Below are 25,697 nucleotides of genomic sequence, written 5' to 3'. Positions count from 1 at the left end.
ACAGGCCGGCGCTTATCGCGCCGCCGAGCGTAAGCCGCTGTCGGCCTGCTTCCAGTTGCGTTCCAGCTCGTTCTCGGTGGACTTTGCCTCGGCCTGCTTGCCCTGCGCCGCGAGCGCCTTGCGCAAGCCTTGCAGGGCCCAGCCGTTGCCCGGATGTTCCGCCAGGTGGGCGCGGAAGCTCTGTTCGGCCGCTGCGTAGCGCCGCGCCGCCAACTGCATGGCGCCCAGGCGCAAGCGCGGACCGCCGGCCAGGGTCGGCGGTTCGGTGGCTTCGGCGTCGGACGAGGCCGTCACGGCCAATTGCTGTTGAGCCAGGGCCTCGTCGACCTGTTCGCCATACCAGGCGATTTCGGCGCGCAATTGCGCCTGCGCGGTGCGCGCCAGACTGCGCATCAGCTTGTTCACATAGCCCTCGCCGGCGTTGTCCTTGACGAGCTTTTCGGCCGCCGGGTCCAGCCGCGCTTGCGCCGCCTGCGCCGCGCTGCGCTGGCCCGCGTGCGCCAGGGCGATGCCGCTCGCCATTTGTCCTATCACGGTCGCGACGCCCTTGTCGCCGGTTGGCAGCGGCTCCTGGCGCAAGGCGTCCCAGCGCTGCAGGCGGAGCAGGGTCAGCACCGGCAGGCTGCGCAGGTATTCGTGGTAGGTGTTGTCGCCCTTGCCGCGCAGGGCGAGCGTGCGCGCGGTGGACAGCGCCAGGTCGCCGCGTCCCTCCATCAGGGCGGCATGCCATTGGAAGTGCAGATTGTGGCCGCGCCAGTCCTTGCTGACCGAGAAATTCTGGCGTTTCATTTCCGCTTCCATGGCCTCGTCGGCGGCGACGGCCGCCTGGTTCACGCGGGTGGCGTCGGCATAACGGCCCAGGTGGGCGTAAGTGTGGGACGGCATGTGCAGCAGATGCGGCGACTTCGGCGCCAGCGCGCCCAGCCGGTCGGCCGCCGCCTCGGCGCGCCGGGCCACCGGCACCGCGTCGACCGTGTGGATCATGTAGTGGTTCAGCCCGACGTGCCGGGGATGCAGCACCAGGCCTTGTTCGAGCCTGTCGGCCAGCTCGCCGACGCGGCCGGCCGGCTTGCCGGTGCGCCGGTCCCACCAGTCGTCGCGCGTGGCCACCAGTTCGGCTTCGGCGTAGATGGCCAGGATATCCGGGTCGCCGGGAAAACGCGCAAGCAGCTCGCGCATCCGTCCGGCATACACGATGTCGAGCGGATCGGCCCGTTTTGTCCCGGGCGCGCCGCACATTTCCGCCTGCATGACAGCGGCGACGCGGGCGGCCTTGTCCGTGCCGTAGCGCACGGCGAGCGCATCGATCAGCGCCCGGTCACGTTCCGAACTGCCGGCGCTGTGCTTGGCGGCGTAGTCCACATAACGCAGCGCCTCGCGCAGATCGTGGCGGTCGGTATCGTTGATGTTCGGCCCCATTTGATACGCCACGCCCCAGGCGCACAGCGCGCAATCCGGATCCTGCGCCAGCGCGGCCTTGAAGGAGCGGATGGCTTCGACCTCGTTGAAGGCGTAGGCCTGGGCCATGCCCTGCGCGAACAGGCGGCGTGCGGCCGCGTTGGCCTGCGAGGGCTGCATGCCTTCGACGCCGAAACCGTCGATGACCGGCGCCCTGGCCATGCCGTCGGGCCGCCACCCCAATGTCGAGCAGGCCGCGACCACGGATAGCGCGACGATCATGGTAGACAAGCGGGCGACGGATAGGCGCATGGGAGATGTCCCGGAATGGCGGGGTTGCCAAAAAGCCATGTTACACCTATCCTAGGCATATCAGTCAGGATTTTTTCTCGCGGCCACTCGAAGGAGCCCAACATGACCGTCCCGCCCACCGTAGGCGCGTTTGCCATCGTGCCGTGTAATGATCTGGCCGCTGCCCGGCCTTTCTGGGAGCGCCTGGGCTTCGCGTGCACCGGCGACTTCGGGCACTACCTCCTCATGACTGGCTGGGCTTGCGAAGTGCACCTGACGCAGGCGGGCAGCGGCCCCTGGCGCGTGCCGGAAGAACACAATCCGTTTGGGGTCTTTATCCGTACACCGGACGTGGATGCCATTGCCGCGCGGGTAGACGACCTCATCGTCAGGCCCGGTGGCGTCTTGCGTCACCGCGAGTGGGGCCTGTATGAGTTCGGCGTGTGCGGACCGGACGGCCTGCTGGTCCGCATCGGCTGGCCCTCCCACCTCATCCAGGGCGCAGCGGAAGACCCAGGGCCTGCAACTTGATGGTCAGGGCGAGCAGCCGGATGCCGAGCGCGCGGCGTTGCGCGAGAATCTCCACGGTCTCGCCGATGGCGTGATAGGCGCGGATGTTCGCCTCATGCGATGGATGCTGTTGGATCGCCACTGCAATCCCGTCTTTCCAGGTGCGTCCACCACCCTGGCGTTCGTTCCACTCGGCCTTACACACCTCGGCCAGGAAATGCTCCATTGCCGCTTCATCGCCGGCGAATAGTTTCCTGTAGAGAGCACGCGGATCCCAAAATGTTGGATTGCATGCCTGGTTCAGTCGCCGGGCCCTTCGCCGGGCATCGTGTCCGCCATCAGCCTTAGCTCTTCCGGCGTCAGTTCTTCCGGTTTCTTTTTCGCGAGGGCATCGAAGTCTGGATGCTTGTCCACTTGCGCGCCCTGCTGGGATGGCGCCGGCTGGTCGGCGCTTTGCTGGTTTTCGTCGTTCATCATAAGACTCCATGCTGAAAGGTCATTGCGGCCAGTTTCGCATGGAGCCGATGCCGGTGGCGCTCTACTCGAGGATCAGGCGCGCCACGACCGGGTGGTGGTCGGAGGGATAGCGCCGGTCCAGCGAATCGCTCAGCACCGCATAGTTGAGCACCTCGGCATGCCGGTCGACGAAGATATAGTCGATGCGGTCCTTCATAGGCGCATCCAGGTGAAAGTCGTTGAACGTCCCGACCGGACCATAGGGCGGCGCTTTACTCGCCTTGAAGGCGTCGCGCATGGCGGCCGACATGGTCTGGATCTGCACCGTTTCCGGGGTCGAATTGAAATCGCCCACGCAGATGACCGGCTCGCCCTGCGTGATCTCGGCAATCTTCCGCAGCATCAGTTTGGCCGATTCCCGGCGCGCCACTTCGCCCTCGTGGTCGAAATGGACCGAAAACACGAATAAAGTGCGGCCGCCGGCCCGGTCGCGCAAGCGCGCCCAGGAGGCCAGGCGATGGCAGCACTTGGCATCCCAGCCGAAAGAAGGGCGCTCGGGCGTTTCGCTGAGCCAGAAATCGCCCTTGTCCAGCAAGGCGAAGCGGCTCTTGCGGAAAAAGATCGCCGAATGCTCGCCGGCGTCCTTGCCGTCGTCGCGGCCGACGCCGACATGCGCGAATTCCGCCATCTGCGCCAGGTCGGCGATCTGGTCGGGCAGCCCTTCCTGCGTACCGAAGACGTCGAATTCGTGATAGCGGATCAACGCCTTCACCATCTCCTTGCGCGCGGGCCAGGCATTCGGGCCGTCGCCGGGATTGTTCATGCGCAGGTTATAGGTGGCGACATTGATCGGCGCCGGCGCTTGCTGTGTGGCCGACCAGGCGGGCGCGCATAGCAGGCCGATCAGGAGGAAAAATAGGGTTTTCATCCCTGGAGTTAATCATATTCCGCCGTCCCGGTGGTGCGGAGAGGTGAAAAATGCCCGGCAGTTTATTTGTATCCGCTAAACGGGGCCATGTGCCGGCCTTGCAAACGCCTCGTCTTGCGCTCTCGCGTACAATGACGGGATGTACATCGATTCACACTGCCATATCAATTTCCCGGAGCTGGCCGCCCGCATGCCCGAGATTCTCGCCAAAATGGCCGAGAACAAGGTCGACAAGGCCTTGTGCGTGTCCGTCAACCTGCCGGAATTCCCCAGCGTTCTCGCCCTGGCCGAGCAATATCCACATATCTACGCGTCGGTCGGGGTCCATCCGGACTATGAAGACACGCCCGAGCCCAGCGTCGACGAGCTGGTGCGCCTGGCCGACCATCCGAAGATCGTCGCCATCGGCGAGACCGGGCTCGACTACTACCGCCTCGAAGGCGACCTCGAATGGCAGCGCGCGCGCTTCCGCACCCACATCCGCGCCTCGCGCGAGACGCGCAAACCGCTGATCATCCACACCCGCTCGGCCAGCGCCGATACCATCCGCATCCTGCAGGAAGAGGGCGCGGCGGTCGACAAGGGCGGCGTGGCCGGCGTGATGCACTGCTTCACGGAGTCGCTGGAGGTCGCGCTGGCCGCGATCGAGATGGGTTTTTACATCTCTTTCTCCGGGATCGTGACCTTCAAGAGCGCAAAAGACCTGCAGGCGGTGGCCCAGGCACTTCCGCTGGATCGCATCTTGATCGAAACCGATTCGCCTTATCTCGCGCCCGTGCCCTACCGTGGGAAAATGAACGAACCGGGCTACGTGCCCCATGTGGCCGAGTTCATCGCCACGCTCAAGGACGTGCCGCTGCGCGAAGTGGCGGAGCGCACCACCGATAACTTCTACAAGCTGTTCAAGGTACCGAGGGAGTGAACATGATGCAGCGTCGCGGTTTTCTTCGTTTGACCGGCCGGGCTATCCTTGCAGGGATCGTGCTGGCCGCTTTTCCCGGAACCGCGGTGCTGGCTGCCACGTCCGAGCAGACCACGAATTTCTTCCGCGCCGTCGCCATGGACGATGCCGCCACCGTGAAGTCGCTGCTGGCGGCGGGCGTCGACCCGAACCAGCAGAATCCCCTCGGCGGCGAGCCGGCGCTCGTGATCGCGGCCCGCGAAGCTTCGATGCGGGTGCTGCGTACGTTGCTCGACCAGCCCGGCATCCAGCTCGACGCCACCGCCATGAACGGCAACACGGCCCTGATGATGGCCGCCTTCAAGCGCAACCGGCCGGCCGCCGAAGCCCTGATCGCGCGCGGCGCCGCCGTCAACCGTCCCGGCTGGACCCCGCTGCACTATGCGGCCGCCAGCGGCGACGAGGACCTCGCGCGCCTGCTGATCAAACGCGGCGCGAAGCTCGACGCGGTCTCGCCGCCGGCCAGCGGCAGCTTCACCCCGCTGATGATGGCGGCGCGCGAAGGACATCCGGACATGGTCGCCTTCCTTATGGAGCAGGGCGCGAATCCGAAGCTGACCAATAGCGAGGGCCGGACGGCAGCCCAGATCGCGGAGCAGGCCCGGGCTGGCCGTTGAACAGCGGCCGGTGCGGGCCTTCAGGCAGCGGCAACGAGCGGCGCCGCAGCCTCGCCCCCGGCGGCGGCTTTCCGTTCGCGCTTCTGGCGGTACATGTCGATGTCGGCATGCTTGAGGAGGTCTTCGATCTGCACACCGTCGTCCGGGAATACGGCGCTGCCTATGCTGATCCGGATGTTTAGTTGGCAATTGCCTAACAGCATAGGCGCCTCCATCTCGGCCGCGAGCTGCCGCGCTATCCGGCCGGCGTCCTCGGGAGCACCGAGCTGTTCCAGGACCAGCACGAACTCGTCCCCGCCAAGGCGCGCCACCGTATCCGATTGGCGTGCGCAGCGTGTGAGCCGCGCGGCTACCTCGCGCAACAGCAGATCGCCGGCGGCATGGCCGTGCACGTCGTTGACCTGCTTGAAGTCGTCGACATCGACGTACAGCAGGCCCATCGGCGTCCCGCTGCGATGCGCCCGCGCCAGCGCGATATTCACGCGGTCGAAAAAGAGGTAACGGTTCGGCAGGCCGGTCAGTTCGTCGTGACAGGCGTGGCGTATCAGCTCGTCCTGCAGGCGCTTTCGTTCCAGCGCCATGCCGATTTGCCCTGCCGTAAACTGCAGGAGTTCGCAGTCCAGCGCCGAATACGGCGCGTCGCCGCGCGAATGCAGCAGAAGGGCGCCGTCGATGCCGTGCTGGCCGCGCAGCTCGAGTTTCACGTACGCATCCGTCAACGGGGTCTTGCGCCAGTGCGCGGCCCCGCCCGGCGGACAAGTGCCGTCGAATCCGGCCTGGTAGATGGTCCGGCAACGGCCAGCCGCGTCCCCGGTGACGACGGCCATGCCTGCGACGCCCACCTGCTCGTCGAGCACCGTGTGAATCCGCGCGCACAAGCTCGGCAGGTCCGGCGCCTGGTGCGCCGCTTCCGAGATCGCATACAGGGTGGCCTGGCGCCGTTCGGCCTGCTTGCGTGCGGTGATGTCGCGCGCCACGCCGATGCGCAGGTCGAGCGCATCGATGCGGCGCGCCGACCACATGATGTCCACCAGGCTGCCGTCCCGGCGCCGGTAGCGGTTCTCGAAGCCGACGCGCTCGATGCCGGCTTGTACGCGCGCGGCCTCGTCGCGCGTCCGCTGCCTGTCTTCCTCGGCGACGAAGTCAAGCAGGTGCCTGCCTTTCAATTCATCGGTCGAGTAGCCGAGCAATTGCTGGCAGCCTGCGCTGACGTCGACGATGGTCCCGGCGGGGTCGACAAGGAAAATGACGTCGAGCAGCAGGTCGGCGATGTTCCCCGCGAGTGTGGCGATGGCGGCAGGCATGATCGAGGTCGTTCGCGTTGTCGGGTGGGTAGCTCCATGGTACGCAATCCGCAGCTGTTTTGTAAATATGCAAATTGCACTGCAAAAATTCCTGTCGGTTTGTCCAAACTTGGAAATTGGATGGAAAACAGGGCTCAGCTCGGCATATGGTCGGGAGCGTTTCTTGAAGATAATTCTCTCGTAGACCAATCATGGCGCCGGCAGGAAGTGCGGAGCTGACAACGAGGAACAACATGCTGAACGAACGCGAAATCGAGAGCTGCTACCTGGGGCAGTTCATCCCGGTCCATTACCATCACAACATGCTGATGGACCACAACCGCATGCACAGCTTCAAGTCGGCGATTTTCCACGCCGTCAAACCGGGAGCCAAGGTCCTGGAGCTGGGCGGCGGCACCGGCGTGCTGTCGTTCTTTGCCGCGCAGAACGCTGCCAAGGTCTATTGCGTCGAGTTCAATCCAGACATGGTGCGTGAAGCCCGCAAGTTCCTGGCCATGAACCAGAACGGCGACAAGGTCGAAGTGGTCCACGCCGACGCCTTCGAATACCTGCCGCCGGAGCCGGTCGACGTCGTGATTTGCGAGATGATCCATGTCGCGATGCTGCGCGAGAAGCAGGTCGAGATGATGGAATCCTTCAAGCGCCGCTACCTTGCGCGCTTCGGCGGCCCGCTGCCGGTGTTCCTGCCGGAAGCCGTGATCATGGCGGCCCAGCCGCTGCAGCAGGAGTACGATTTCGAAGGCTTCCACGCCCCGATCGTGCAGTTCCAGCCGACCAACGTCATCTACCCGGGCACGGTCGAACTGGCCCAGCCGGGCGTGTACAGCATCATGGACTTCAGCCAGCCGACCGACATGAACGTCGCCTGGGAAGGCCGCTTCCTGATCGAAAAGGCCGGCCGCCTGAACGCGCTGCGCTTCATCACCAAGAACGTGCTGTCCATCGTCGAAGAGCAGGGCACCACGATCGACTGGCTGAACCACTACATGATGCTGCCGCTGGCGCAGCCGATGGACGTGCAGGCCGGCGACGTCGTGCAGGTCAGCTTTGCCTACCGCTGCGGCGGCTCGCTGCCGTCGCTGGAAGCGTCGATCCGCGCCGAGGTCGTGGCGCGCTTCGAAGAGCAGGCGGTCCGGGAACGCGCGGGCGCCGTGGAATACGCGTAATCCGCAGCGGCAAGCTTACTGGGCGGGGTCGAGCAGGCGGTCGCGCCTGATCCAGCCCTTGAAGACCTGTCCGCTCCTCGGGTTGCGGTATTCGATCTCGACAAAGGCGCCGGTCTCGCGGCTGGCGCCGACCCGGTCGCCCGGCACCAGGAACACCTTGGGCGTGCGGCAGCTTTCCAGCGGCGCCGAGTGGAAATAGGCGCGGCCGGCCCCGGCCACCGTCTTGTTCGCTTCGTCCGGCGTCAGCGCCACGGCAGTGCTGGCCGACGCCCGCGCGCTGGCTTCGCACTGGTCCAGCACCTCGTTCAGCGCCTGCAGCCGGCCGCCGGCGAAAACGAACTCGTGGATCCGCGGCGATGCCTGGGCCCCGGCCCCCGCTTCCGCCAGCTGCACCACCGCATTCCCATCCTGCAGGCGGGCGCCGAACAGCGTCATGCAAGTGCCGAAGGGCGCCGATACCGCCGGCCCACCCTCCGCACCGACTTCCAGCAGGACGAATTCGTGCTGGCAGTCCGGGCCCGGCAAGCTCGCGTCCGCCAGCACATAATCGCGTTCGGCCCGCAACGCCAGCCTGGACAGGCCGGCATCGCCGCGCACGCGCGCAATCGGCTTGCCCTGGAACAGGAGTGCGCTGCGCTCTTCGCTGGCGGGAATCACACTGACCGTACCGTGACGGGTAGCCACGCTGTTGCGCTCCTGCGCATGGAGGCCGGCGCAGGCCATCGACATCAGGATGGCGGGAAGGTAGGGGAAGATACGCATCGGGCTTTCTCGTTCGACAACGGACGAAGATTACCATCCCGAGGCCATTCAACCCCGCTTTTCCCCCGTCCATCCCTCTCTGTTACCATTTATCGCATCGCGATTGCCGGCGGCCCGGCTTGTCATTACAGTCACAGCATCGACGTACATCTCCTGAAGGAGCGCACAATGCTCGGTTTCCTCGCCTGGTTGGTCCTGCTGTTCCTGTGCTGGCCCATCGCCCTGATGGCGCTGTTCCTGTATCCGCTGGTGTGGCTGATCTTGCTGCCTTTCCGCCTGGTCGGCATCGGCGTGGAAGCCGTATTCGCGCTGTTGCGGGCCATCGTGATGCTGCCGGCGCGGGTGCTGGGCGCTTCTCCCGGCCGTTGAAACGGCGACGTGTGCGTCGGATAACAGACCGTGCTCCGCGCTTCGCCTATCGTAGGCATACTGATGGCTTGAATCCATCAGCCATGCTTTGAAAGGAAACAACTATGCGCCTGGATATTTACCGCAGAGCCGAGCAGGACGGAAAATTCTCCTACCTGGCGGTACCCGAAACCCGCAACATCCCCGAGGAAGCCACGAATACCGACTGGGAAGTCGAAGCCCGCGCAGTCGAGGTGGACGACGGCGCCCAGCAGATCGACGATTACGACATCCAGAACCTGACCGGCCAGCTGGCCGAAAAAGGGTATGCCGTAACTTCGGCCATGCACTGACGCTGTAGCAGGTCCACGACAAGTCGCAGCCTGAAACCGGCCACTCCGCCGAATGCGTGGAGGGCCGGCGGACGGCTGCGCGTCGCCTATGGTATCCTTGCGCTCCGTTTAGTCAGGTGCACGTGGAGGCGTAATGAAGTGGGCAGTCGTGGGTTTTCTCATCCTTTCGGTCCTGCATATCCATTTCCGCGGCAAGGTCCGTCTGCCGTTCGGCCGCCAGCTGTTCGACCATTCGTCGTTCATGGCGCCGATTAATATCTTCATGCACCTGTTTTCCCGGGTGCCGAGCACGCCCTACATTCCGGTCCGCGAATTCCCCGAACTCGAGGTCCTGCAGCAGAACTGGGAAACGATTCGCGAGGAAGCCCTGCACCTGGTTTCGCTGCAGAAGATCAAGGCCTCCGAAGAGAACAACGACGCCGGCTTCAATTCCTTCTTCAAGACCGGCTGGAAGCGCTTCTACCTGAAGTGGTACGACGCCAGCCACCCGTCGGCCGAGCGCCTGTGCCCCAAGACCTATGCGCTGCTGCAGGGCATCCCCTCGGTGAAGGCGGCGATGTTCGCCGAGCTGCCGCCGGGCGCGAAACTGAACCCGCACCGCGACCCCTTCGCCGGCTCCATGCGCTACCACCTGGGCCTGGCCACGCCGAACGACGACCGCTGCTTCATCGAAGTCGACGGCCAGCGCTACAGCTGGCGCGACGGCCAGGGCGTGATCTTCGACGAAACCTTCATCCACTGGGCCGAGAATACCAGCGGCCAGGACCGCGTGATCCTGTTCTGCGACGTCGAGCGCCCGCTGCGCTTCGGCATGGGCGCGGTCAACCGCTGGCTCGGCCGCACCATGATGACGGCCGCTGCCTCGCCCAACGAATCCGGCGACCAGACCGGCCTGGTGAGCAAGCTGTTCCGCATCTCGCACGTGATGGGCCAGTACCGCCGCCGCTACAAGGCCTGGAACAAGACGGCCTATAAAGCGACCAAGGTGCTGCTGGTGGTCGGTTTGGCCGCGCTGGTCTATTACATCTAAGCGCGTGTCCGGATAAAAAAATGGCGCGCCAGCCCGGGAGGGCGGCGCGCCGTTGTCGTTCCTGGAGCATTCAGAACGAAAATGGCATCCGGACCATCAAGGTGACGTCCGGCGTATCGCGCGTCAAACCGGCGCCGACCGACACGTTCAGGGTGCGCTGGTTGTTGAGGCGGTAGGAATAGCCCAGCAGCAGGGTGCCCAGCTGCATGCGCACCGAGCCCGGCAGCACCTGGCCGCCCTGCTTGGTGCGGCCCACCGAGTTGTGGTCGTAGCCGATACTGAACGACGCCTTTTCATTCAGCGCCAGGCCCATGCCGAAGTTAAAGCCGAACACATCGCCCGGCTTCACGTCGCCCAGGAATTCCTTTTCGCCGTTTTGCACCGTACGGTAGACGTTGCCGCGCTTGAAGTTATGGGTGTAGCTGAAGCTGCCGAAGAAGATTGCCGGATCGGAGGGCATCAGCCAGGTCAGGCTCGGCTGTACCGAGTAGAAGCCGGAGCCGGTCGGCAGGTCCAGCGGCAGCCCGGTGCCGGTCACGTTTTCGCCCACGCAGCGGGTCTGGCAGTCGGTCACCACCTGGAACGGATCGCGCCCGGTGCGCGACTTGAAGCGGAAGCCGCCGATGAAATACGGTTTTTCGACGCCGCCTTCGTTCAGCTGGTAGCGGTAGGCGAGCTCGACGTCGCCGATGCCCTTGCCGCTGGTATTGAAGGCGCGCTCGGCGGCGGTGCCGGTGAACAGTTCGCGGCTGACGGTGGCGTCGCTGCGGTAGGTATAGGGGATCTTGGCTTCCAGCTCGAGGCGGTTGTCGAAGCCGTAGCGGAAAGTGGCGGCGCCGGTGGTCGTGTTGCGCTTCACTTCGCGCACGTCCAGCAGGCCGATCAGCAGCGCCGGGATCACCGTGTAGCCGATCAGCGCCACCCGGTTGCTGGACGAGTAGCCATACTGGATCGAAGGCTCGAACACCAGTTTGCCGCGCGGCGTCAGCACGCCCGGGCTCTCGAAGATCGGCGCCACCTGCGGGGCGCGGCTTTCGGCGCTGGGCGGACGGCCGACCGTGGGGTTGGGGTTGATCGGCTGCGGCGACGGCGCCGGTGCGCCGTCCTGCTGCTGGCCCGCGGCGGCGATCGGCGCCGGGCCGGTCCCGCGCAGATTGTCGAGCTGGGTAGGCGCCGCGACGCCGCTCGCGCGCAGCTGGCGCTCCAGCTCGTCGACCCGTGCTCGTTGTTCTTCCAGCTGTTGTCGCATGATCTTCAGCTGTTCCATTAGATCGGGCGACTGCGCGCCGGCGGGGAATGCCGCCAGGACAAGGCTAACGCCAATCGCAAAGGACAGCGCTGGAATCTTAGGCATATTTTTTTTCTCCGGTTGCGCCATCACCTTCCTGTGATGGCAGAGTTTAAGGCGTTATTGAGCGTGGACTGGAAATTCATGCTCTGCAGCATTCCACGCGCATTCACGCTGGCGTTGATGATGGTCTGGTTGTTGATCAGCTGGTCGTTCAGGCTGTTCTGGATGATGGTCCCGCCCAGCACGTCGCGGCCGAGGGCGAGGTTGGCGGTGCCGATGCCGTTCTGGATCAGGCGCACCTGGTTTGCGGTATCGGCGGAGACCTTCGACATGCCGCTGGTCAGGGTGCCGAGGTCGCCCAGGTTGAGCTGGCTGCGTTCGACCACGTTGCCGTTGATCGTGACGATGCGGTCGATGCCCAGCGAGACGAGAAGTCCGCCGGGGATCAGGAAGCCGCCGCGCAGTTCGTCGAGCGCGGCCGGTTCGACCGGCTGCGTCGCATCGAAGCCGGCGACGGGGGCGTCCGCCCACCCCTGGCCCGCCGCTGCGGCGCTGGCCAGGAGGAAGCAGATCTTGAGGCTGAGGCGCATGGTATCTCCTCTAGAAATCGGTAGGCCCGAACTTCGGCAGGCCCATGGTGTCAATGCCGGTCCGGTTCACCGCGTCGCCCAGCGGCGCGCGTGGTGCGGCACGCCAGTCGGCGGTGAGATTGAACTGGGGCTTGTTCGGCGCTTCGTGGATCACGAACAGCAGCCGGGTCGGCCAGATGGATTCGAAATGTTCGCGCGTGATCGCGCGCGTGCCGCTGGACGGATCGCCCAGCAGGATGCGGCCGTTCTCCGCGCCCTTGACGACGACGAAGTGGTTGTAGCCCTTCTCGGAGATCAGGACGATGGCCGGCACGCCGGCGCTGACCAGTTTGTCGATCGGCTGGCGGAAGCCGTCGGCCTTGAAGCCGATGGAAGCCAGGTAGCGCTGCATGTCGAGCAGCGAAAAGCCTTCGCGGCGGATCTTGTCCTGGTCGCCCTGGTCCCACATGGCCTTGAAGGCGACGGTTTCGCTGATCGGGTAGCCGTAATGGTGGGTCAGCAGGGTGGCCAGCGCGGCCGAGCCGCAGCTGAAATCGTACTGCTGGCGCGTCGTGGAAACGAACTTCAGTTCCTTGAGGCTGTGAACCGGAACGTTGAAACGGGCGCCACCCACGATCGGCAGGTCGGCTGCGTTCGCGCAGGTGGCGCCCATTAGTGCGCACAAAAGGGGCAGGGCGCTAAGGTTCATTTGAATTGCACATTGATGATGGTGGCACTCTGGATCAGCACGTTCGCACCGCTGTTCTGGATGACCACCGGAATCCCCGACATATTCGAAAACGCACCGGAATCGATGGTATTGGCTCCGGTGACGACATTGGTGGCGCTGTTGCCCGTCACGACACCGTCCAGCTTCATGTCGTTCTTGGTTTCCGCGGCGCCGCCGCGTGACTGTTCGAGCTTGCCGAGGTCGGCCGCCGGTCCGAAATCGAGGCTGAGGCCGGCTTTTGCCGGGACTGCCGCCTGCGCTTCCTGCCGGGCAGGTTGCTGGGCGGCGCCGGACTGGCTGGCCTGCGCCTCGGCCGGTCCGGCCCAGGCCGGAGACGCCATCAGCGCAAGCACAGCAATGCTGCACAAGCGCCTGGCGACTCCCTGGTTGAATGAATGCTGCATTCTTTACCCCCGTTTGCTCTGATGCGATGAACGTCGAGCCCACTTCCGCCCCGCCGGGACGCGGCGGAAGTGGAGCTCAAGGCGCTATTACTGGCCGCCGACGTTCATGTTGCTCTGGACGTTGACGCTCTGCTGCACCAGAGAGGAGATGCCGGTGTTCTGGCTGATCACCATGATGCCCGCCGCGTTCTGGCCGGCGCCGCTCATGTTGTTCGACATGTTGAAGGTGCCGGCATTGACGCTGCTCGAGCCGCCGTTGCCGCCCGCACCCGCGCCGCCCAGGCCGCCGGTACCGTTGCCGGTGGTGATCGATGCCAGGTCGCCGCCACGGCCGGCAGTGCTGGTGCCGCCTGCACCGCCCGCGCCGCCTGCGCCGCCCGACGAGCCGCCGTTCGAGGCTGCGCCGCTGGATGCCGCGCCGGTCGCCGACGAGCCGCCTGCGCCGCCAGTGCCTGCGGTGTTCGAAGCCGCACCGCTGGCGCCGCCTGCCGCACCGGCCGCACCTGCACCGCCCGAGGCGCCCGCGCCGCCGGCAGCGCCGTTACCACCGGTGCCTGCCGTCGAGGTGCCGCTTGCACCTGCGCCGCCGGCGCCGGACGCGCCTGCAGTGTTGCCAGCGCCTGCACCGCCGGTGCTGGCATGGCCAGCGCCTGCTGCACCTGCGCCTGCGGTGGCTTCGCCACCGGCTGCGCCGGCACCTGCCGTGTTGGTGGCCGACGAGCCTGCACCACCTGCCGCACCCGCGCCGCCTGCTGCGCCTGCACCGCCTGCGCCGCCGGCTGCACCAGCAGCACCCGAGCCGCCCGCTGCGCCTGCACCGCCGGTGCCGGCGTTGCCGCCGGTGGAGTTACCAGCGGTCGAGCTGTTGGCGCCCGAGTTCACGCTGCCGCCGGTGGCGCTATGCGAGCCGCCGGTGGCCTCGCCGCCCGCACCGCCGGTGCCCGGGTTCGGATTGGTGCCGCCGCCTGCGCCGCCCATGCCGGCAGTCGCATTGCCGCCGCTGTTACGGGTGTTGCCGTTCGACGCGGCGTTCGAGCCGGTCGATGCGCCGGCATTGCCGCCGTCGCCGGCTGCGCCAGCCATGCCGCCTGCGCCGCCCGCTGCACCGGCGCCACCGTAGCCGCCTGCACCGGCCATGCCGCCTGCGCCGCCTGCCGCGCCCGAACCACCCGCGCCGCCGGCGCCGCCGGTGGCCATGCCGGTACGGCCGCCGTTGCCGCCGTCACCGCCCCAGGAGCCGCCGCCGTTGCCGCCGTTGCCGCCGGAATTGCCGCCGGCATAGCCGCCGTTGCCGCCCATGGCAGAACCACCGGCGCCGCTTGCGCCGCCGTAGCCGCCATTCGCGGTCGAGCCGCCGCCGGCTGCGCCGGAACCGCCCGACGCACCCGAGCCGCCGGCGCCACCGTAGCCGCCGTTGCCGCCCATGCCGCCGTTGCCGGTGGTCGAAGCGGCGCTGCTGCCGCCTGCGCCGCCCATGCCGGAGGTCGAGCCGCCCGAGGTCGCGCCGCCCGAGGTCGCCGAGCCGTTCGAAGCCACGCCGCCTGCTGCGCCTGCTGCTCCGTTGGCGTTGCCCGACGTGGCGCCTGCGCCGCTGGTGGCGCTCACGCCGCCGGCATTGCCTGCTGCACCTGCACCGCCGTCGCCACCGGCGCCGTTGGCGTTGCCGGTGTTGCTGGCGACGTTGCCGATGCCGCTCACGTTATTCCCCGAAACGTTGCCGGACAGGTTGGAGGTGGCGGTGGCGGTCGAGGTGTTGTAGGCGTTCGACAGGTTGGAGGTGGCGTTGCCGGTGTTCGAGGCAGCAGCGCCAACCCCGCTGGCCGTGGTGCGGCCGCGCTTGCCGTTGCTGTTGTCCGAATTGTCGGTGGTGCTCATGTTGCGGTTGTCGCTGTTGTCCGAATTGTCGGACATGTCGCGGTTATCGCTCATGTTGCGGTTGTCGTTATTCGAATTACGGGTGCTCTGGTCACGCGAGTCGCTCGTGTTGTTCGAATTGTTGGTGCTCTGGTTGCGCGAATCGCTCGTGTTGTTCGAGTTATTCGTGCTCTGGTTGCGCGAGTCGTTGTTCGAATCGCGGGTGGTGGTGTTGCCGGAGTTGCGGTTGGTGGTGTTGGTGGTGTTGTTGGTGCGGGTGGTGCTGTTGTCGTTGTTCGACGAATTCATGCTGTTGTTGCTGCGGTCGCTGCTGTCGGCGTTCGAGGTGTTACCGCTGTTGTTGGTGCTGTTGTTGCTGCTGTCGTTGGCGTTGGTCGTGTTGGTCGTGGTATTGGTGCTGCGGTTGCTGTTGTCGTGCGTGCTGTTGTTGCTGTTGTCGTGCGTACTGTTGTTGCTGTTGTCGTGCGTGCTGTTGTTGCTGCTGTCGCTCGTGTTGTTCGACGAGTTCATGCTGTTGTTGCTGCGGTTGCTGTTGTCGTTCGCGTTGCTGGTGTTCGTGCTGCTGTTGCTGTTGTCGTTCTGCGACGAGTTCATGCTGCTGTTGTTGCCGCTGTCGGTAGAGGTGTTGGTAGTCGTCATGTTGCGGTTCGACGTGACGGTGCTACCGCCGCGGGCCGTGATGTCATCGGCGGCCGATGCGCTCAGCGAGAAAGCGAGCGAGATGGCGGTTACGAGCAAAGTCTTGTTCATTCGATTTCCCCTCTGGGTGTGATTGGTTGGATAGATCGGCTGTAGCGCCGACACTTTTGTCTAATGCACAACCAATGCCAGCTACATAGATGAGTTCGCTAAGTACTTGTTTTTGTTGACTTTGTGCGTATCGTCCTACGAGTCTGTCAGTCATATTCCGGCATGAATCGCCGAATTTGCCGAAGAACTGTTCCAACTCTGGTACAGGTCTGTCCACTTGTGTCCGGCAACGTACGCTTGGAAGTGGACACAGTGTCACACCTTGTTACAGCTGTTAAGGGCTCAGGGACGCATGTTGTGTTTGCTCAGAAGCCGGTACATGGTGGTGCGCGAAACGCCCAGGTCGCGTGCGGCGCGGCTCACGTTCTGGCCGCTGCGTTCGAGGCAATCGCGCAGCGCGCTGCGCTCCGAACGGGCGCGCGTGTCTTCCAGCGCGGCGGACATCGGCGCCGGTATCCCGCGTGTCAGACCGAGGTCTTCGGGCGTGATCAGGCGCCCATCCGACATCACCATCGCGCGCCGCACCCGGTTGATCAGTTCGCGCACATTGCCCGGCCAGCCGTGGTCGAGGATGGCGGAGATCGCGCGGTCCGAGAAGCCCTTCAGGCGCGGCGCTTTCTCGCTCGCATACAGCTGGAAGAAGTGCTCGGCCAGCGCCACGATATCCTCGCGGCGGTCGCGCAGCGGCGGCACCGTGACCGGCAGCACCGCCAGGCGGTAGTACAGGTCTTCGCGGAATTCGCCCTTGTCGACGGCCTGCTGCAGCTGCACGTGCGAAGCGGCGATCACGCGCACGTCGACGCGGATCTGGCGCGTGCTGCCGACCCTGCAGATGGTCTTCTCCTGCAGGAAGCGCAGCAGGTTGGCCTGCAGGTCCTTCGGCAGGTCGCCGATCTCGTCCAGGAACAGGGTGCCGCCGTCGGCCGACTCGATCAGGCCGGCCTTGCCGCGGGTGGCGCCGGTGAAGGCGCCGCGCTCGTAGCCGAACAGCTCGGACTGGATCAGGGTGGGGGAGATGGCGCCGCAGTTGATCGGCACGAAGGGTCCGGCCGCGCGCTCCGAACCGGCATGGATGGCCTGCGCGGTGAGTTCCTTGCCGCTGCCGCTCTCGCCCCAGATCAGGACCGGCGCCGCGACCTTGGCGACACGCTCGATCTGGGCCCGCAGGCGCACGATCGCATCGCAGTGCCCGATCAGCGGCGAGTCGGCGTTGCCGTGGTCGATCAGCTGCTGGCGGCGGCGCTTCAGCATGGCCCAGCCATGCGCGTGGCCCAGGGTGTACGAGAGCCGGACCGGATCGGCCGGCGCGGTATGGTAATCGCACAGGTGCTCGACCACCAGCTCGCGGTAGGGTGTCGATTCGAGATCGCGCGGGCTGAACACGCCCACCCATTGCATATTGCCGTGGCGGCGCAGGAAGGTGTCGATATCGCCCGGGCGCTGCTGTTCGCGGTCGTGCATCAGCAGGCCGACAAGGTAGTGGCTGTTACGTAGTTCGCGCGCGGCCTCGGCCAGGCTCGTGACGCTGCAGATCTCCCAGTCCGGCATGGTGTCGCACAAGAGTGCGTCGGTATCCACATGCGCGGGGGCGATGCACAACAGGCGTTTGTGTGCCATCTATCCTCCATGTAAAACAGGTGCGTCAATCCCGCGGACGCGGCAACCATCCATGAAGACCGGCGCAACAGTGCGTAAAAATTGTAACTTCTTGTAGGACTACATGCCGTTCAATAGCCATGAGGAAATAAACATTCGTCAATTGGCGTTTATGCAATATTATGCCCCGCGTTTCTGAACGGTGGCGGACGATACGAACCACGTCTGCCGAGGGAGAAAGCATGAATTTCCCGATATCGGGCAAGGCTATTCTGATACCCGAAAGTTACAGGCGGGTAAGGAAGCGGCGCGCACGAAGGCGCGCGCGGCGGAAGAAGATGTGATGGGAAAGATACTGAACGGTGTAGTCCTGCGCGGACTACCGTTGCCACACCGAAAGGATCGGTGTGGCCCGAGGGTGCAGTCGCGGCTCAAGCGCGCGGGCGGGTGCGGTGGAAAACCAGGGGGCTGTAGGGGATGGCCGAAGGGGGCGGCGAGTTCAGGATATGCGGCTTCATCGCGCCGATGATGTGCATCTCGCAGGGCTTGCAGTCGAATTTCAGGGTATAGCGCTCGTCGCCGCTGACCAGGGTCATCGGTTCCGCGCGGACCTGGCCCTGCACGCCCTGCACACCCTTGGCCTGCTTCGGGCACAGGTTGAAGGAGAAGCGCAGGCAGTGCTTGGTGATCATCAGCGACACCTCACCCGGCTCCTCGTGCGATTCGTAGGCCGCGGCGATCAGCTGCACGCCGTGCTTGTGGTAGAAGGCGCGCGCCTTCTCGTTGTAGACGTTGGCCAGGTAGCTGAGCTGGGCTTCCGGATACACCGCCGGCGGCTCGGCGGCCGGTGCGCGCTCCGGGCGTTCCCAGTTCGCCAGGCGCGCAGCCTCGTGGGCAGCGACGGCGTCGCGGCGCAGCGCGTTGATGGCGCTGGACGGCACGAACCAGGGCCGCGAGAGCTGCAGTTCGATGCTGCGGGCTTCGAACATGGTGTTGCCGAGCTTGCCGAGGCTGGTGCGCAGGCTGGCGCCGGCCTGTTCCGCCTGCTGGGCCGGCTGCAGGACCAGGGCGGCATCGGCGTGGCTCTTGATGCCGTCTTCGTCCGTGATACTCAGGCGCAGTCCATTCGGCAATTCCGACAAATTCAGGTCGACCGCCACCCGGCGTTCCGAGGATTTCTTGGTCAGCGCCGATTCCCACTGGTGGTCGCGGTTGCGACTTACCGCCGTGCCGACCTTCAGCCCGGCCAGGCTGGACACCGGCTCGTTCGGGAACACGCGCCAGCGCTGGCTTTCGGCAGGATCGCCTTCAATCGCGCCCAGCTTCTGCACGGTATTCGCCTGGATGCCGACGGTGTCGCGCTTGTGCATGTAGTTCAGGCCGTCGCCGTTGGCCATGGCCGCATTGGTGAGCAGGTCGAAATTGTCGCCGCCGAGGCGCGTGACGGTGCCCAGCTCGACGCCGACGTACTTGGGCGAATCGAAGGCGCCGATGGTCTCCTTGCGGCCGGTGGCGAAATAATCGGTGTGGCCACGGTGGAAGTTTTTATCCACGTCGGGCGTGAACATGATGTCGGTGCGGCCGCTGGAGGCTGCCGCCAGTTCCGGGCGGCGCTCCAGGATCTCATCCAGCAGCAGCCGGTAATGGGCGGTGATGTTTTTCACATAGCCCATGTCCTTGTAGCGGCCCTCGATCTTGAAGGAGCGGATGCCGGCGTCGACCAGTGCTTCCAGGTTGCGGCTCTGGTCGTTGTCCTTCATCGACAGCAGATGCTTCTCGAAGGCGACCACGCGGCCCTGGCCGTCCGACAGCGTGTACGGCAGGCGGCATGCCTGCGAGCAGTCGCCGCGGTTGGCGCTGCGGCCATTGTCCGCGTGCGAGATATAGCACTGGCCCGAGAAGGCCACGCACAGGGCGCCGTGGATAAAATATTCCAGCGGCGTCTCGACCTGGGCGCGGACCGCCCTGATCTGCTCGATGGTCAGCTCGCGCGCCAGCACCAGCTGCGAGAAGCCGACCTGGCTGAGGAACTTCGCCTTCTCGACCGTGCGGATGTCGCACTGGGTCGAGGCATGCAGCTGGATCGGCGGCAGGTCCATCTCCAGCAGGCCCATGTCCTGGACGATCAGGGCGTCGACGCCCGCGTTGTACAGGTCCCAGATCTGCTGGCGCGCGGTTTCGAGCTCGGCGTCGTGCATGATCGTGTTCATGGTCACGAAGATGCGCGAACGGTAGCGGTGCGCGAACTCGACCAGCGCCGCGATGTCCTCCAGCGGATTGCTGGCATTGTGGCGGGCGCCGAAGGCCGGCCCGCCGATGTACACCGCGTCCGCGCCATGCAGGATGGCTTCGCGGCCGATCTCGGCGGTTTTGGCGGGGGACAGCAGTTCGAGCTGGTGGGCGAGCAGGGACATGGCGGCTTTTGTGCGGAGGGTGCGAAAGGCGGAAATTATAGTCGGATCAAGGGTTTATGTCACCGCGCGAGCCTGTAAAATACGGCTTTGCACCAGTACCTACAGAACATCCGCATGGAAACCAACGATCAACGTTATCTCGTCCAGCAAAACAAAATCGCTGACGACGCCAAAGCCGCTCCCGTCTTCGCCAAAGTCATGCGCAGCAAGGAAGGCAAGTTCGAAGGCGTATCCTTTATCAAGAACAAGGAAAAGGCGACCGTCATGACGGTCGCCGAGGCCCAGGAAGCCGTCGACTGGGCGACCAAAAAGAAGGGCAACGCCAAGGACTACGTGACGAAGATCATTTGCGTCGGGCAATAAGCGTTAGCGGTCTGTGGTGGACAGTAAATATGCCAGTGGATTTCGGGGCGCTAGGAACCATTCGACGCCAGCTTTTCGCGCTTGTGTTCCTTGTACATGAAAAGCGCCGCCGCGGCCGAGGCCAGCAGCAGGACGACGCTCGCCGCATCGACCCCGACATGCACGCGAACTTCCACTTTTACGTCTTTCATCTGCTCTCCTGTCATTGCATCGCCTCGATCCGCACCGCAATCGACTTCGCCGCCGGCACATAACTCTCCTTCGCGTAATGCCACAGCGGCAGCAGCGGATTGCACTCGGGGTAGTAGCCGGCGATGCAGCCGGGCGGCACCGGGTATTCCATCACCTTCAAACCGTCCACCCGCCGCTCGACGCCGTCGTCGGTGGCGGTCAGCGCGCTGACCCTGGCGCCGTCCTGCAGTCCGCGCGCGTCCATGTCCGCCTTCGACATGAAGATGACCATGCGGTCGCCGCTCACGCCGCGGAAGCGGTCGTCCAGGCTGTAGATCGTGGTGTTGAACTGGCCGTCGCTGCGCACCGTGAACAGTCGCAGGGTGCCGGCGCGCTCCTTCATGTCCGGATCGACCGTCAGGCTGTCCGGCACCGTGAAATTCGCCTTGCCGGTTGGCGTCTTCCATTCGCGATGGGCCGCGGCGACCGGCTTGCGGAAGCCGCCCGGCGTCCACATCCGCGCATTGAAGTCGTGGAAGATGTCGGGGTAAGTCTCGGCGATGGCGTCGCGGATCTTGCTGTAGTCGGCTACCCAGGCATCCCAGTCGACCTTCGGGTTCGGGTCCAGCAGCGCCTTCGCCAGGCCGGCCACGATGGCCGGTTCCGACAGCAAGGTGCTGGCCGCCGGCTCGGCCATGCCCTTCGAGCCGTGCATGCAGCCGGTCGAATCCTCGACCGACACCGCCTGCTCGACCCCGCCCTGCACGTCTTTCTCGATCCGCCCCAGGCAGGGGAGAATGTAGGCGGCCTGGCCATGGACCAGGTGGCTGCGGTTGAGTTTGGTCGAGATCTGCACCGTCAGCGGCAGCGCGCGCCAGGCGGCTTCCATGGCCCCGTGGTCGGGCACGGCGCGCACCAGGTTGCCGCCCAGGCTGACCAGGGCCTTCACTTTTCCGCCCTGGATGCCTTCGCAGGCCTCGACCGTGTTCAGGCCCTTTTCGCGCGGCGGCTCGAAGCCGTAGAGTTCCTTCAGCTTGTCGAGCGGCGCCAGCTCGGGCTTTTCGGTGATGCCGACCGTGCGCTGGCCCTGCACGTTGGAGTGGCCGCGCACCGGGCAGATGCCGGCGCCCGGCTTGCCGATATTTCCGCGCAGCAGGAGCAGGTTGACCAGCATCTGGATGTTCTGCACGCCGTTGCGGTGCTGGGTCAGGCCCATGCCGAACACGCCGATCACGGCGTTCGAGGCCATGTAGACGCGGGCGGCATCGCGGATGTCCGCGCGGTCCAGGCCGGCCTCCTGCTCGATCTCGCTCCAGGTGGTCGCGCGCACCTTGTCGACGAAGGGGCCGAAGCCCTGGGTGTGCTCGGCGATGAAGGCGGTGTCGACCGCCGGCGGGTCGCCGCGCTTCTGCGCCGCGTCTTCCTCTTCCAGCACGGCCTTGCACAGGCCCATCAGCGCAGCCGTGTCGCCGCCCGCTTTCAACTGGTGGTACCGGGTGCTGATCGGGGTCTCGGCGCCGCTCAGCATTTCCAGCGGCGACTGCGGATTGGTGAAGCTGACCAGGCCGCGTTCGCGCAGCGGGTTGAAGGTGATGATGGGCACGCCGCGCTTGCGCGCTTCCTGCAGCTGGTGCAGCATGCGCGGACTGTTCACGCCCACGTTCTGGCCGAAGAACACGATGCAGTCGGTCTTTTCGAAGTCATCGAGAACCACGGTGCCGATCGGCACGCCGATGCTCTTGGGCAGCGCCACCGAAGTACTTTCGTGGCACATGTTGGAGCTGTCCGGCAGGTTGTTGTTGCCGTACATACGCGCCAGCAACTGGTACATGTAGGAAGTTTCCAGTGAAGCGCGGCCGGAGCTGTAGAAGACCACGCTCTTCGGGTCCAGCTTGCGCAAATGGGCGCCGATTTCGCTGAAGGCCTGGTCCCAGCCGATCTCCAGGTAGCGGTCGGACGCGGCGTCGTAGCGCAGCGGCACGGTGATGCGGCCGGCGGCTTCCAGGTCGTGGTCGTGCCAGCGTTCGAGATCGCGCACCGTGTGCTTGTCGAAGAAGTCCTTGCCGATGTGCTTGCTGGTGACTTCCCAGGCCGTGGCCTTGGCCCCGCTCTCGCAGAACTCGGCCGGGTGCGGGTGCGCGGGCTTGGCCCAGGCGCAGCTGACGCAGGCATAGCCGTCCGGCTTGTTTTGCTTGAGCAGCAGTGCGGCGCGCTGCGGCGGCACTTTTTCCTCCAGGAGGATGCCGCCGACTTCCTTCAGCGATCCCCAGCCGCCAGCCGGGATCTTCGGTTCATGGCCGCTGTCTTCCTTTTCCATAGCTTTCCGTCCTCAAAGCTGCCGCCGCTGGGCGCGAAGTCGCCAGCATGACGCTGCGCATGTGCGTTGTCTGTGCGGCGTAGCACAGAGCGCCGACCCGGCGGCTGTCAGGATCGAGGGCCGATTACCTACCAGGCCAAACCCATGAACGCTCCCGCTGAAATCCGCCCGATCCCGTATTCCCCGGCTGTCGAAGTGCCCGAAGACAAGGAAGCCGAGACGGTTTTCGACCTGAAGGACACGATGCACAGCATCTCCGTGAAGACCTACGAGGATTCCGGCCATGCGATCCGCAGCGTGCATGCCAAGACCCACGGCCTGCTGGTCGGCGAATTGAGCGTGCTCGAAGGCTTGCCGCCGGCCTACGCCCAGGGCCTGTTTGCCCAGCCGGGCAGCTATCCGGTGGTGCTGCGCCTGTCCACCACGCCGGGCGACATCCTCAGCGACGACGTCTCGACCCCGCGCGGCATGGCGCTGAAGGTGGTCGGCGTGCCGGGCGTGCGCGTCGACGGCAGCGAGGGCGATGCGACCCAGGACTTCGTGATGGTGAATGGCCCGGTGTTCGCCGCCCCGACCGCCCGTAAATTTGCCGGCAACGCGAAACTGCTGGCCTCGACCACCGACAAGGCGCCCAACCTGAAGCGCCTGTTCTCGGCGGTGGCGCGCGGCGCCGAGAAGGCGATCGAAGCGGTGGGCGGCGAAAGCGCCACGCTGAAGTCGCTGGGCGGCCATCCGGAGACGAACCCGCTGGGCGAAACCTATTTCAGCCAGGTGCCGATCCTGTACGGCGACTACATGGCCAAGGTGTCGGTGGCGCCGGTTTCGTCGTCCTTGACCGCGCTGAAGGATGCGCCGGTCGACCTGAAGGACAAGCCGGACGGCCTGCGCGACGCGGTCGTCGAATATTTTTCGGCCCAGGGCGGCGAATGGGAGCTGCGCATCCAGCTGTGCACCGATCTCGACAAGATGCCGATCGAGGACGCCTCGGTCGAGTGGCCGCAGGAACTCAGCCCCTACGTGGCCGTCGCCCGCCTGCGCCTGGCGCCGCAGCAGGCCTGGAGCGAGGAACGTGCGCGCCGCATCGACGAGGGCATGCAGTTCAACCCCTGGCATGCACTGGCGGCGCACCGGCCGCTCGGCTCCGTCATGCGGGTGCGCAAGGATGTGTACGCAATGTCGAAGCGTTTCCGCGCCGAGCGCAACGGTATGGAGATCAGCGAGCCGCGCGACCTGGACGGTCTTCGCAGCGTTTAGACGTTGACCAGCGCCAGCAGTTCCTTGCGATCGTCGGCGCGCTGGCACTGGGCGGTCGTGCGGTCCCACAGCAGGAACATGCCATAGGCCCAGTTGGACACCAGTTCGGTCTCGGAAGCCGGCTTGGCCGTCGCGCCTTCCAGCAGGCGCAGGATCTCGGCGCGCGCGAGGGTCGTCAACTGCTCGTAGTTCCAATCGTCCTTCGGCATCATCTTCTGGCGCGCGCGGTAGCGGCGGGCGCGTTCCGCATCGCTGAGCTTGTCGGCCTTGGGCGGACGGCCGCGCTTGCGGGCTGCGGCGGCCTCGAGGGCGAGTTCGATGGTGCGTTGGTCTTCCGGCTGTTTCATTGCGGTGGCGCTGGTTGGCATTTCATCACATTATTCGTGATGAGTTACATTAAGGCAAGCTCGAATTGCGTGACGCGTCACGGATTTGTGACGCCGGGTCACAAATCCCTCAGCGCGGTGCGATGGCGCCGCGGTAAAGCGCATCGGTGATGCGTTCCTGGAAGCGCGCTTCGGACGAGAACCTGCCGGGCTGCTTGTCCGGATCGGCGCCGACGCCGGTGCTCACGTAGATCATGCCATCGCGTTTTTCGGGATCGAACACGAACAGCGCGTTCAGGCCCCAGGACCAGCCGAGGTGGCCGACGCCCTTGAAGCCGCCGCTTTCGACCAGGCGGTCGCCGCTGGCGTGGCCATCCCGGACGATGCTGGTATCCGTGAACTGCTGGTTGCCCAGGCCCCAGGCGTGATACAGGCCGCGGTAGCTGCCGCCGTCGCCGTTGGCGCTGCCGTTCGCGCCGGCCGGGTGCAGGGTCCACTGGCGGGCGAACATGTTTTTGACCGTCTGCGGCGCCAGGATCTGCTTGCCCTTGCTCCGGCCGCCATTCATCAGCATCAGCATGATCTGCGCGAGATCGGCGGTGGAGATGCGCAGGCTCCCTTGCGGACCGAAGATGGTGCCGTTGGCGCCCGCCTCGTATTCCGGGAGCCTGCCCGGCGCGGTCGGTGCCACGACGCCGAAATCGTCGGTCTGGGCGACCCAGGGACCTTGCGGATCCCAGGCTTCGGCGCCGTCCCTTTCGCGTTTCCGGTACAGGGTGGCGACGTCCTGTTCCCGCGCCGGCCCAAAATCCTCCAGGTAGAAGCCGGCCTTCAATCCCATCGGATCGAAGACCAGGCGGCGCATCAGGCGGTCGAAGCGCTCGCCGGTGGCCGCTTCCATGAGCGTGGCGATCACGCCCCAATTGAAATTCACGTATTCGAACCAGGCGCCCGGCGCGTGGTCCGCGCTCCACATCGCGCCCTTGCCGTAATGGCTGCCGCCCGGCAGAAGCACCTCCTTCAGACCGACCTCGGGTTCGAACTTGAAGCCGCCCGCGTCGCGCAGCGAGGACGTGTGCGTGAGCAGCATACGCAGCGTGATCGGGCGGTCGGGAAAATGCGGATTGCGCAGGCGATAGCCGAGCACATCGCCGATGTCGGCATCGAGCGACAGTTTTCCCTGCTCGACCAGCTTCATGGCGCCCAGCGTGGTCACGAATTTCGAGACCGACGCGACCTTGAACAGTGTCTCGTCGTCGATCGGCTGCGCCGGCGCGCCGGCGGTGGCGATGCGCTTGGCGCCGAAGTGCCGGCGATAGACGACCTCGCCGTGGCGGATCGCCACCACGGACAGGCCGGGCAATGGCATCGCGGGATCGTTCACGATCGCCTGCAGTTGGCGGGTGAGGGCGGCGGCTCGCGCTTCCGGCAGCGGGCTGGCCGGCGCACCGCCGGCGGCGATCGCCAGGGCGGCGGCAAGCATCATGGCGATTTTGTTGTGACGCATCACGAT

At 65.5% G+C, this 25,697-nt stretch carries 26 protein-coding genes; 9 read left to right on the top strand and 17 right to left on the bottom strand.

Annotated elements, in window-relative coordinates; translation table 11 throughout:
* Positions 1-12: 12 nt before the first annotated feature.
* Positions 13-1,710, bottom strand: coding sequence for a YfgM family protein (locus tag ACFPO9_RS01195; RefSeq protein WP_379765831.1), 1,698 nt, complete (start codon positions 1,708-1,710; stop codon positions 13-15).
* A 102-nt stretch (positions 1,711-1,812) separates the two neighbouring features.
* On the opposite strand from ACFPO9_RS01195, the gene ACFPO9_RS01190 reads away from it, so the two are divergent.
* Entirely contained in the window at positions 1,813-2,220 is a 408-nt protein-coding gene (locus ACFPO9_RS01190) for a VOC family protein (protein ID WP_379765828.1), read from the top strand.
* On the opposite strand, the gene ACFPO9_RS01185 is transcribed toward ACFPO9_RS01190, so the two are convergent.
* The 3 genes from ACFPO9_RS01185 to ACFPO9_RS01175 all read right to left on the bottom strand — a co-directional run bounded on the left by ACFPO9_RS01185 (position 2,180) and on the right by ACFPO9_RS01175 (position 3,583).
* Positions 2,180-2,425 (bottom strand): hypothetical protein, encoded by a 246-nt coding sequence (locus ACFPO9_RS01185; protein ID WP_379765825.1) that lies wholly within the window; start codon positions 2,423-2,425, stop codon positions 2,180-2,182. The genes ACFPO9_RS01190 and ACFPO9_RS01185 overlap by 41 nt on opposite strands.
* A gap of 74 nt (positions 2,426-2,499) precedes the next feature.
* Positions 2,500-2,676, bottom strand: a complete 177-nt coding sequence (locus ACFPO9_RS01180; protein ID WP_379765822.1) for a hypothetical protein — start codon at positions 2,674-2,676, stop codon at positions 2,500-2,502.
* 61 nt (positions 2,677-2,737) lie between these two features.
* Complete coding sequence (locus ACFPO9_RS01175) at positions 2,738-3,583, bottom strand: endonuclease/exonuclease/phosphatase family protein (RefSeq protein ID WP_379765819.1); 846 nt, start codon at positions 3,581-3,583, stop codon at positions 2,738-2,740.
* Positions 3,584-3,722: 139 nt separating this feature from the next.
* On the opposite strand from ACFPO9_RS01175, the gene ACFPO9_RS01170 reads away from it, so the two are divergent.
* Together ACFPO9_RS01170 and ACFPO9_RS01165 are read left to right on the top strand one after the other, a co-directional pair.
* Entirely contained in the window at positions 3,723-4,505 is a 783-nt protein-coding gene (locus tag ACFPO9_RS01170) for a TatD family hydrolase (protein ID WP_379765816.1), read from the top strand.
* A 2-nt stretch (positions 4,506-4,507) separates the two neighbouring features.
* Positions 4,508-5,161 carry an ankyrin repeat domain-containing protein gene (locus tag ACFPO9_RS01165; RefSeq protein WP_379765814.1) on the top strand — a complete coding sequence of 218 codons (654 nt, stop codon included), beginning with the start codon at positions 4,508-4,510 and terminating at the stop codon, positions 5,159-5,161.
* Between the two features lie 20 nt (positions 5,162-5,181).
* Here the strand turns inward: ACFPO9_RS01165 and ACFPO9_RS01160 are convergent, their stop codons facing one another.
* Positions 5,182-6,465, bottom strand: coding sequence for a diguanylate cyclase domain-containing protein (locus tag ACFPO9_RS01160; protein WP_379765811.1), 1,284 nt, complete (start codon positions 6,463-6,465; stop codon positions 5,182-5,184).
* 233 nt (positions 6,466-6,698) lie between these two features.
* Here ACFPO9_RS01160 and ACFPO9_RS01155 point away from each other — a divergent pair, with 233 nt between their 5' ends.
* Positions 6,699-7,631, top strand: coding sequence for a methyltransferase domain-containing protein (locus ACFPO9_RS01155; protein ID WP_379765808.1), 933 nt, complete (start codon positions 6,699-6,701; stop codon positions 7,629-7,631).
* Positions 7,632-7,646: 15 nt separating this feature from the next.
* Here the strand turns inward: ACFPO9_RS01155 and ACFPO9_RS01150 are convergent, their stop codons facing one another.
* Complete coding sequence (locus tag ACFPO9_RS01150; protein ID WP_379765805.1) at positions 7,647-8,393, bottom strand: hypothetical protein; 747 nt, start codon at positions 8,391-8,393, stop codon at positions 7,647-7,649.
* A 168-nt stretch (positions 8,394-8,561) separates the two neighbouring features.
* Here ACFPO9_RS01150 and ACFPO9_RS01145 point away from each other — a divergent pair, with 168 nt between their 5' ends.
* From ACFPO9_RS01145 to lpxO, 3 genes are all read left to right on the top strand, one after another.
* A complete protein-coding gene (locus ACFPO9_RS01145) occupies positions 8,562-8,762 on the top strand; it encodes a hypothetical protein (RefSeq protein WP_379765803.1) in 201 nt (66 codons plus the stop codon).
* A 104-nt stretch (positions 8,763-8,866) separates the two neighbouring features.
* Entirely contained in the window at positions 8,867-9,094 is a 228-nt protein-coding gene (locus ACFPO9_RS01140; protein ID WP_379765800.1) for a DUF6139 family protein, read from the top strand.
* 133 nt (positions 9,095-9,227) lie between these two features.
* On the top strand, positions 9,228-10,124 hold the full coding sequence (gene lpxO, locus ACFPO9_RS01135) for a lipid A hydroxylase LpxO (protein WP_379765797.1): 897 nt from the start codon (positions 9,228-9,230) through the stop codon (positions 10,122-10,124).
* Positions 10,125-10,194: 70 nt separating this feature from the next.
* Here lpxO and ACFPO9_RS01130 read toward each other — a convergent pair whose 3' ends face one another.
* The 7 genes from ACFPO9_RS01130 to ACFPO9_RS01100 all read right to left on the bottom strand — a co-directional run bounded on the left by ACFPO9_RS01130 (position 10,195) and on the right by ACFPO9_RS01100 (position 19,753).
* Positions 10,195-11,478, bottom strand: coding sequence for an acetate kinase (locus ACFPO9_RS01130; protein WP_379765794.1), 1,284 nt, complete (start codon positions 11,476-11,478; stop codon positions 10,195-10,197).
* A 23-nt stretch (positions 11,479-11,501) separates the two neighbouring features.
* Positions 11,502-12,005 carry a hypothetical protein gene (locus tag ACFPO9_RS01125; protein ID WP_379765791.1) on the bottom strand — a complete coding sequence of 168 codons (504 nt, stop codon included), beginning with the start codon at positions 12,003-12,005 and terminating at the stop codon, positions 11,502-11,504.
* A gap of 10 nt (positions 12,006-12,015) precedes the next feature.
* Entirely contained in the window at positions 12,016-12,657 is a 642-nt protein-coding gene (locus tag ACFPO9_RS01120) for a C39 family peptidase (RefSeq protein WP_379765788.1), read from the bottom strand.
* A gap of 32 nt (positions 12,658-12,689) precedes the next feature.
* Entirely contained in the window at positions 12,690-13,118 is a 429-nt protein-coding gene (locus ACFPO9_RS01115; protein WP_379765785.1) for a hypothetical protein, read from the bottom strand.
* An 87-nt stretch (positions 13,119-13,205) separates the two neighbouring features.
* Positions 13,206-15,743, bottom strand: a complete 2,538-nt coding sequence (locus ACFPO9_RS01110) for a hypothetical protein (RefSeq protein ID WP_379765782.1) — start codon at positions 15,741-15,743, stop codon at positions 13,206-13,208.
* A 282-nt stretch (positions 15,744-16,025) separates the two neighbouring features.
* Positions 16,026-17,360, bottom strand: a complete 1,335-nt coding sequence (locus tag ACFPO9_RS01105; protein ID WP_379765779.1) for a sigma-54 dependent transcriptional regulator — start codon at positions 17,358-17,360, stop codon at positions 16,026-16,028.
* A gap of 410 nt (positions 17,361-17,770) precedes the next feature.
* A complete protein-coding gene (locus tag ACFPO9_RS01100; RefSeq protein WP_379765775.1) occupies positions 17,771-19,753 on the bottom strand; it encodes a peptidase U32 family protein in 1,983 nt (660 codons plus the stop codon).
* 114 nt (positions 19,754-19,867) lie between these two features.
* Between ACFPO9_RS01100 and ACFPO9_RS01095 the strand changes: the two genes are divergently transcribed.
* Positions 19,868-20,116: a hypothetical protein gene (locus ACFPO9_RS01095; protein ID WP_379765772.1), complete on the top strand. Its 249-nt coding sequence runs from the start codon at positions 19,868-19,870 to the stop codon at positions 20,114-20,116.
* 50 nt (positions 20,117-20,166) lie between these two features.
* On the opposite strand, the gene ACFPO9_RS01090 is transcribed toward ACFPO9_RS01095, so the two are convergent.
* Positions 20,167-20,307, bottom strand: a complete 141-nt coding sequence (locus tag ACFPO9_RS01090; RefSeq protein ID WP_379765769.1) for a hypothetical protein — start codon at positions 20,305-20,307, stop codon at positions 20,167-20,169.
* Positions 20,308-20,318: 11 nt separating this feature from the next.
* A complete protein-coding gene (locus tag ACFPO9_RS01085; protein WP_379765766.1) occupies positions 20,319-22,604 on the bottom strand; it encodes an FdhF/YdeP family oxidoreductase in 2,286 nt (761 codons plus the stop codon).
* Positions 22,605-22,748: 144 nt separating this feature from the next.
* Between ACFPO9_RS01085 and ACFPO9_RS01080 the strand changes: the two genes are divergently transcribed.
* The gene (locus ACFPO9_RS01080; protein ID WP_379765763.1) at positions 22,749-23,858 is read left to right on the top strand and encodes a catalase family protein; all 1,110 of its coding nucleotides are present in this window, start codon (positions 22,749-22,751) and stop codon (positions 23,856-23,858) included.
* Here the strand turns inward: ACFPO9_RS01080 and ACFPO9_RS01075 are convergent.
* On the bottom strand, positions 23,855-24,226 hold the full coding sequence (locus tag ACFPO9_RS01075) for a hypothetical protein (protein ID WP_379765760.1): 372 nt from the start codon (positions 24,224-24,226) through the stop codon (positions 23,855-23,857). The genes ACFPO9_RS01080 and ACFPO9_RS01075 overlap by 4 nt on opposite strands.
* A gap of 88 nt (positions 24,227-24,314) precedes the next feature.
* A complete protein-coding gene (locus tag ACFPO9_RS01070) occupies positions 24,315-25,691 on the bottom strand; it encodes a serine hydrolase domain-containing protein (RefSeq protein WP_379765757.1) in 1,377 nt (458 codons plus the stop codon).
* Positions 25,692-25,697 lie beyond the last annotated feature (6 nt).

This window comes from Massilia aerilata, assembly GCF_042656905.1.
GTDB classification, from domain to species: domain Bacteria; phylum Pseudomonadota; class Gammaproteobacteria; order Burkholderiales; family Burkholderiaceae_D; genus Telluria; species Telluria aerilata.
This window is presented reverse-complemented; position numbering and strand designations above follow the sequence as displayed.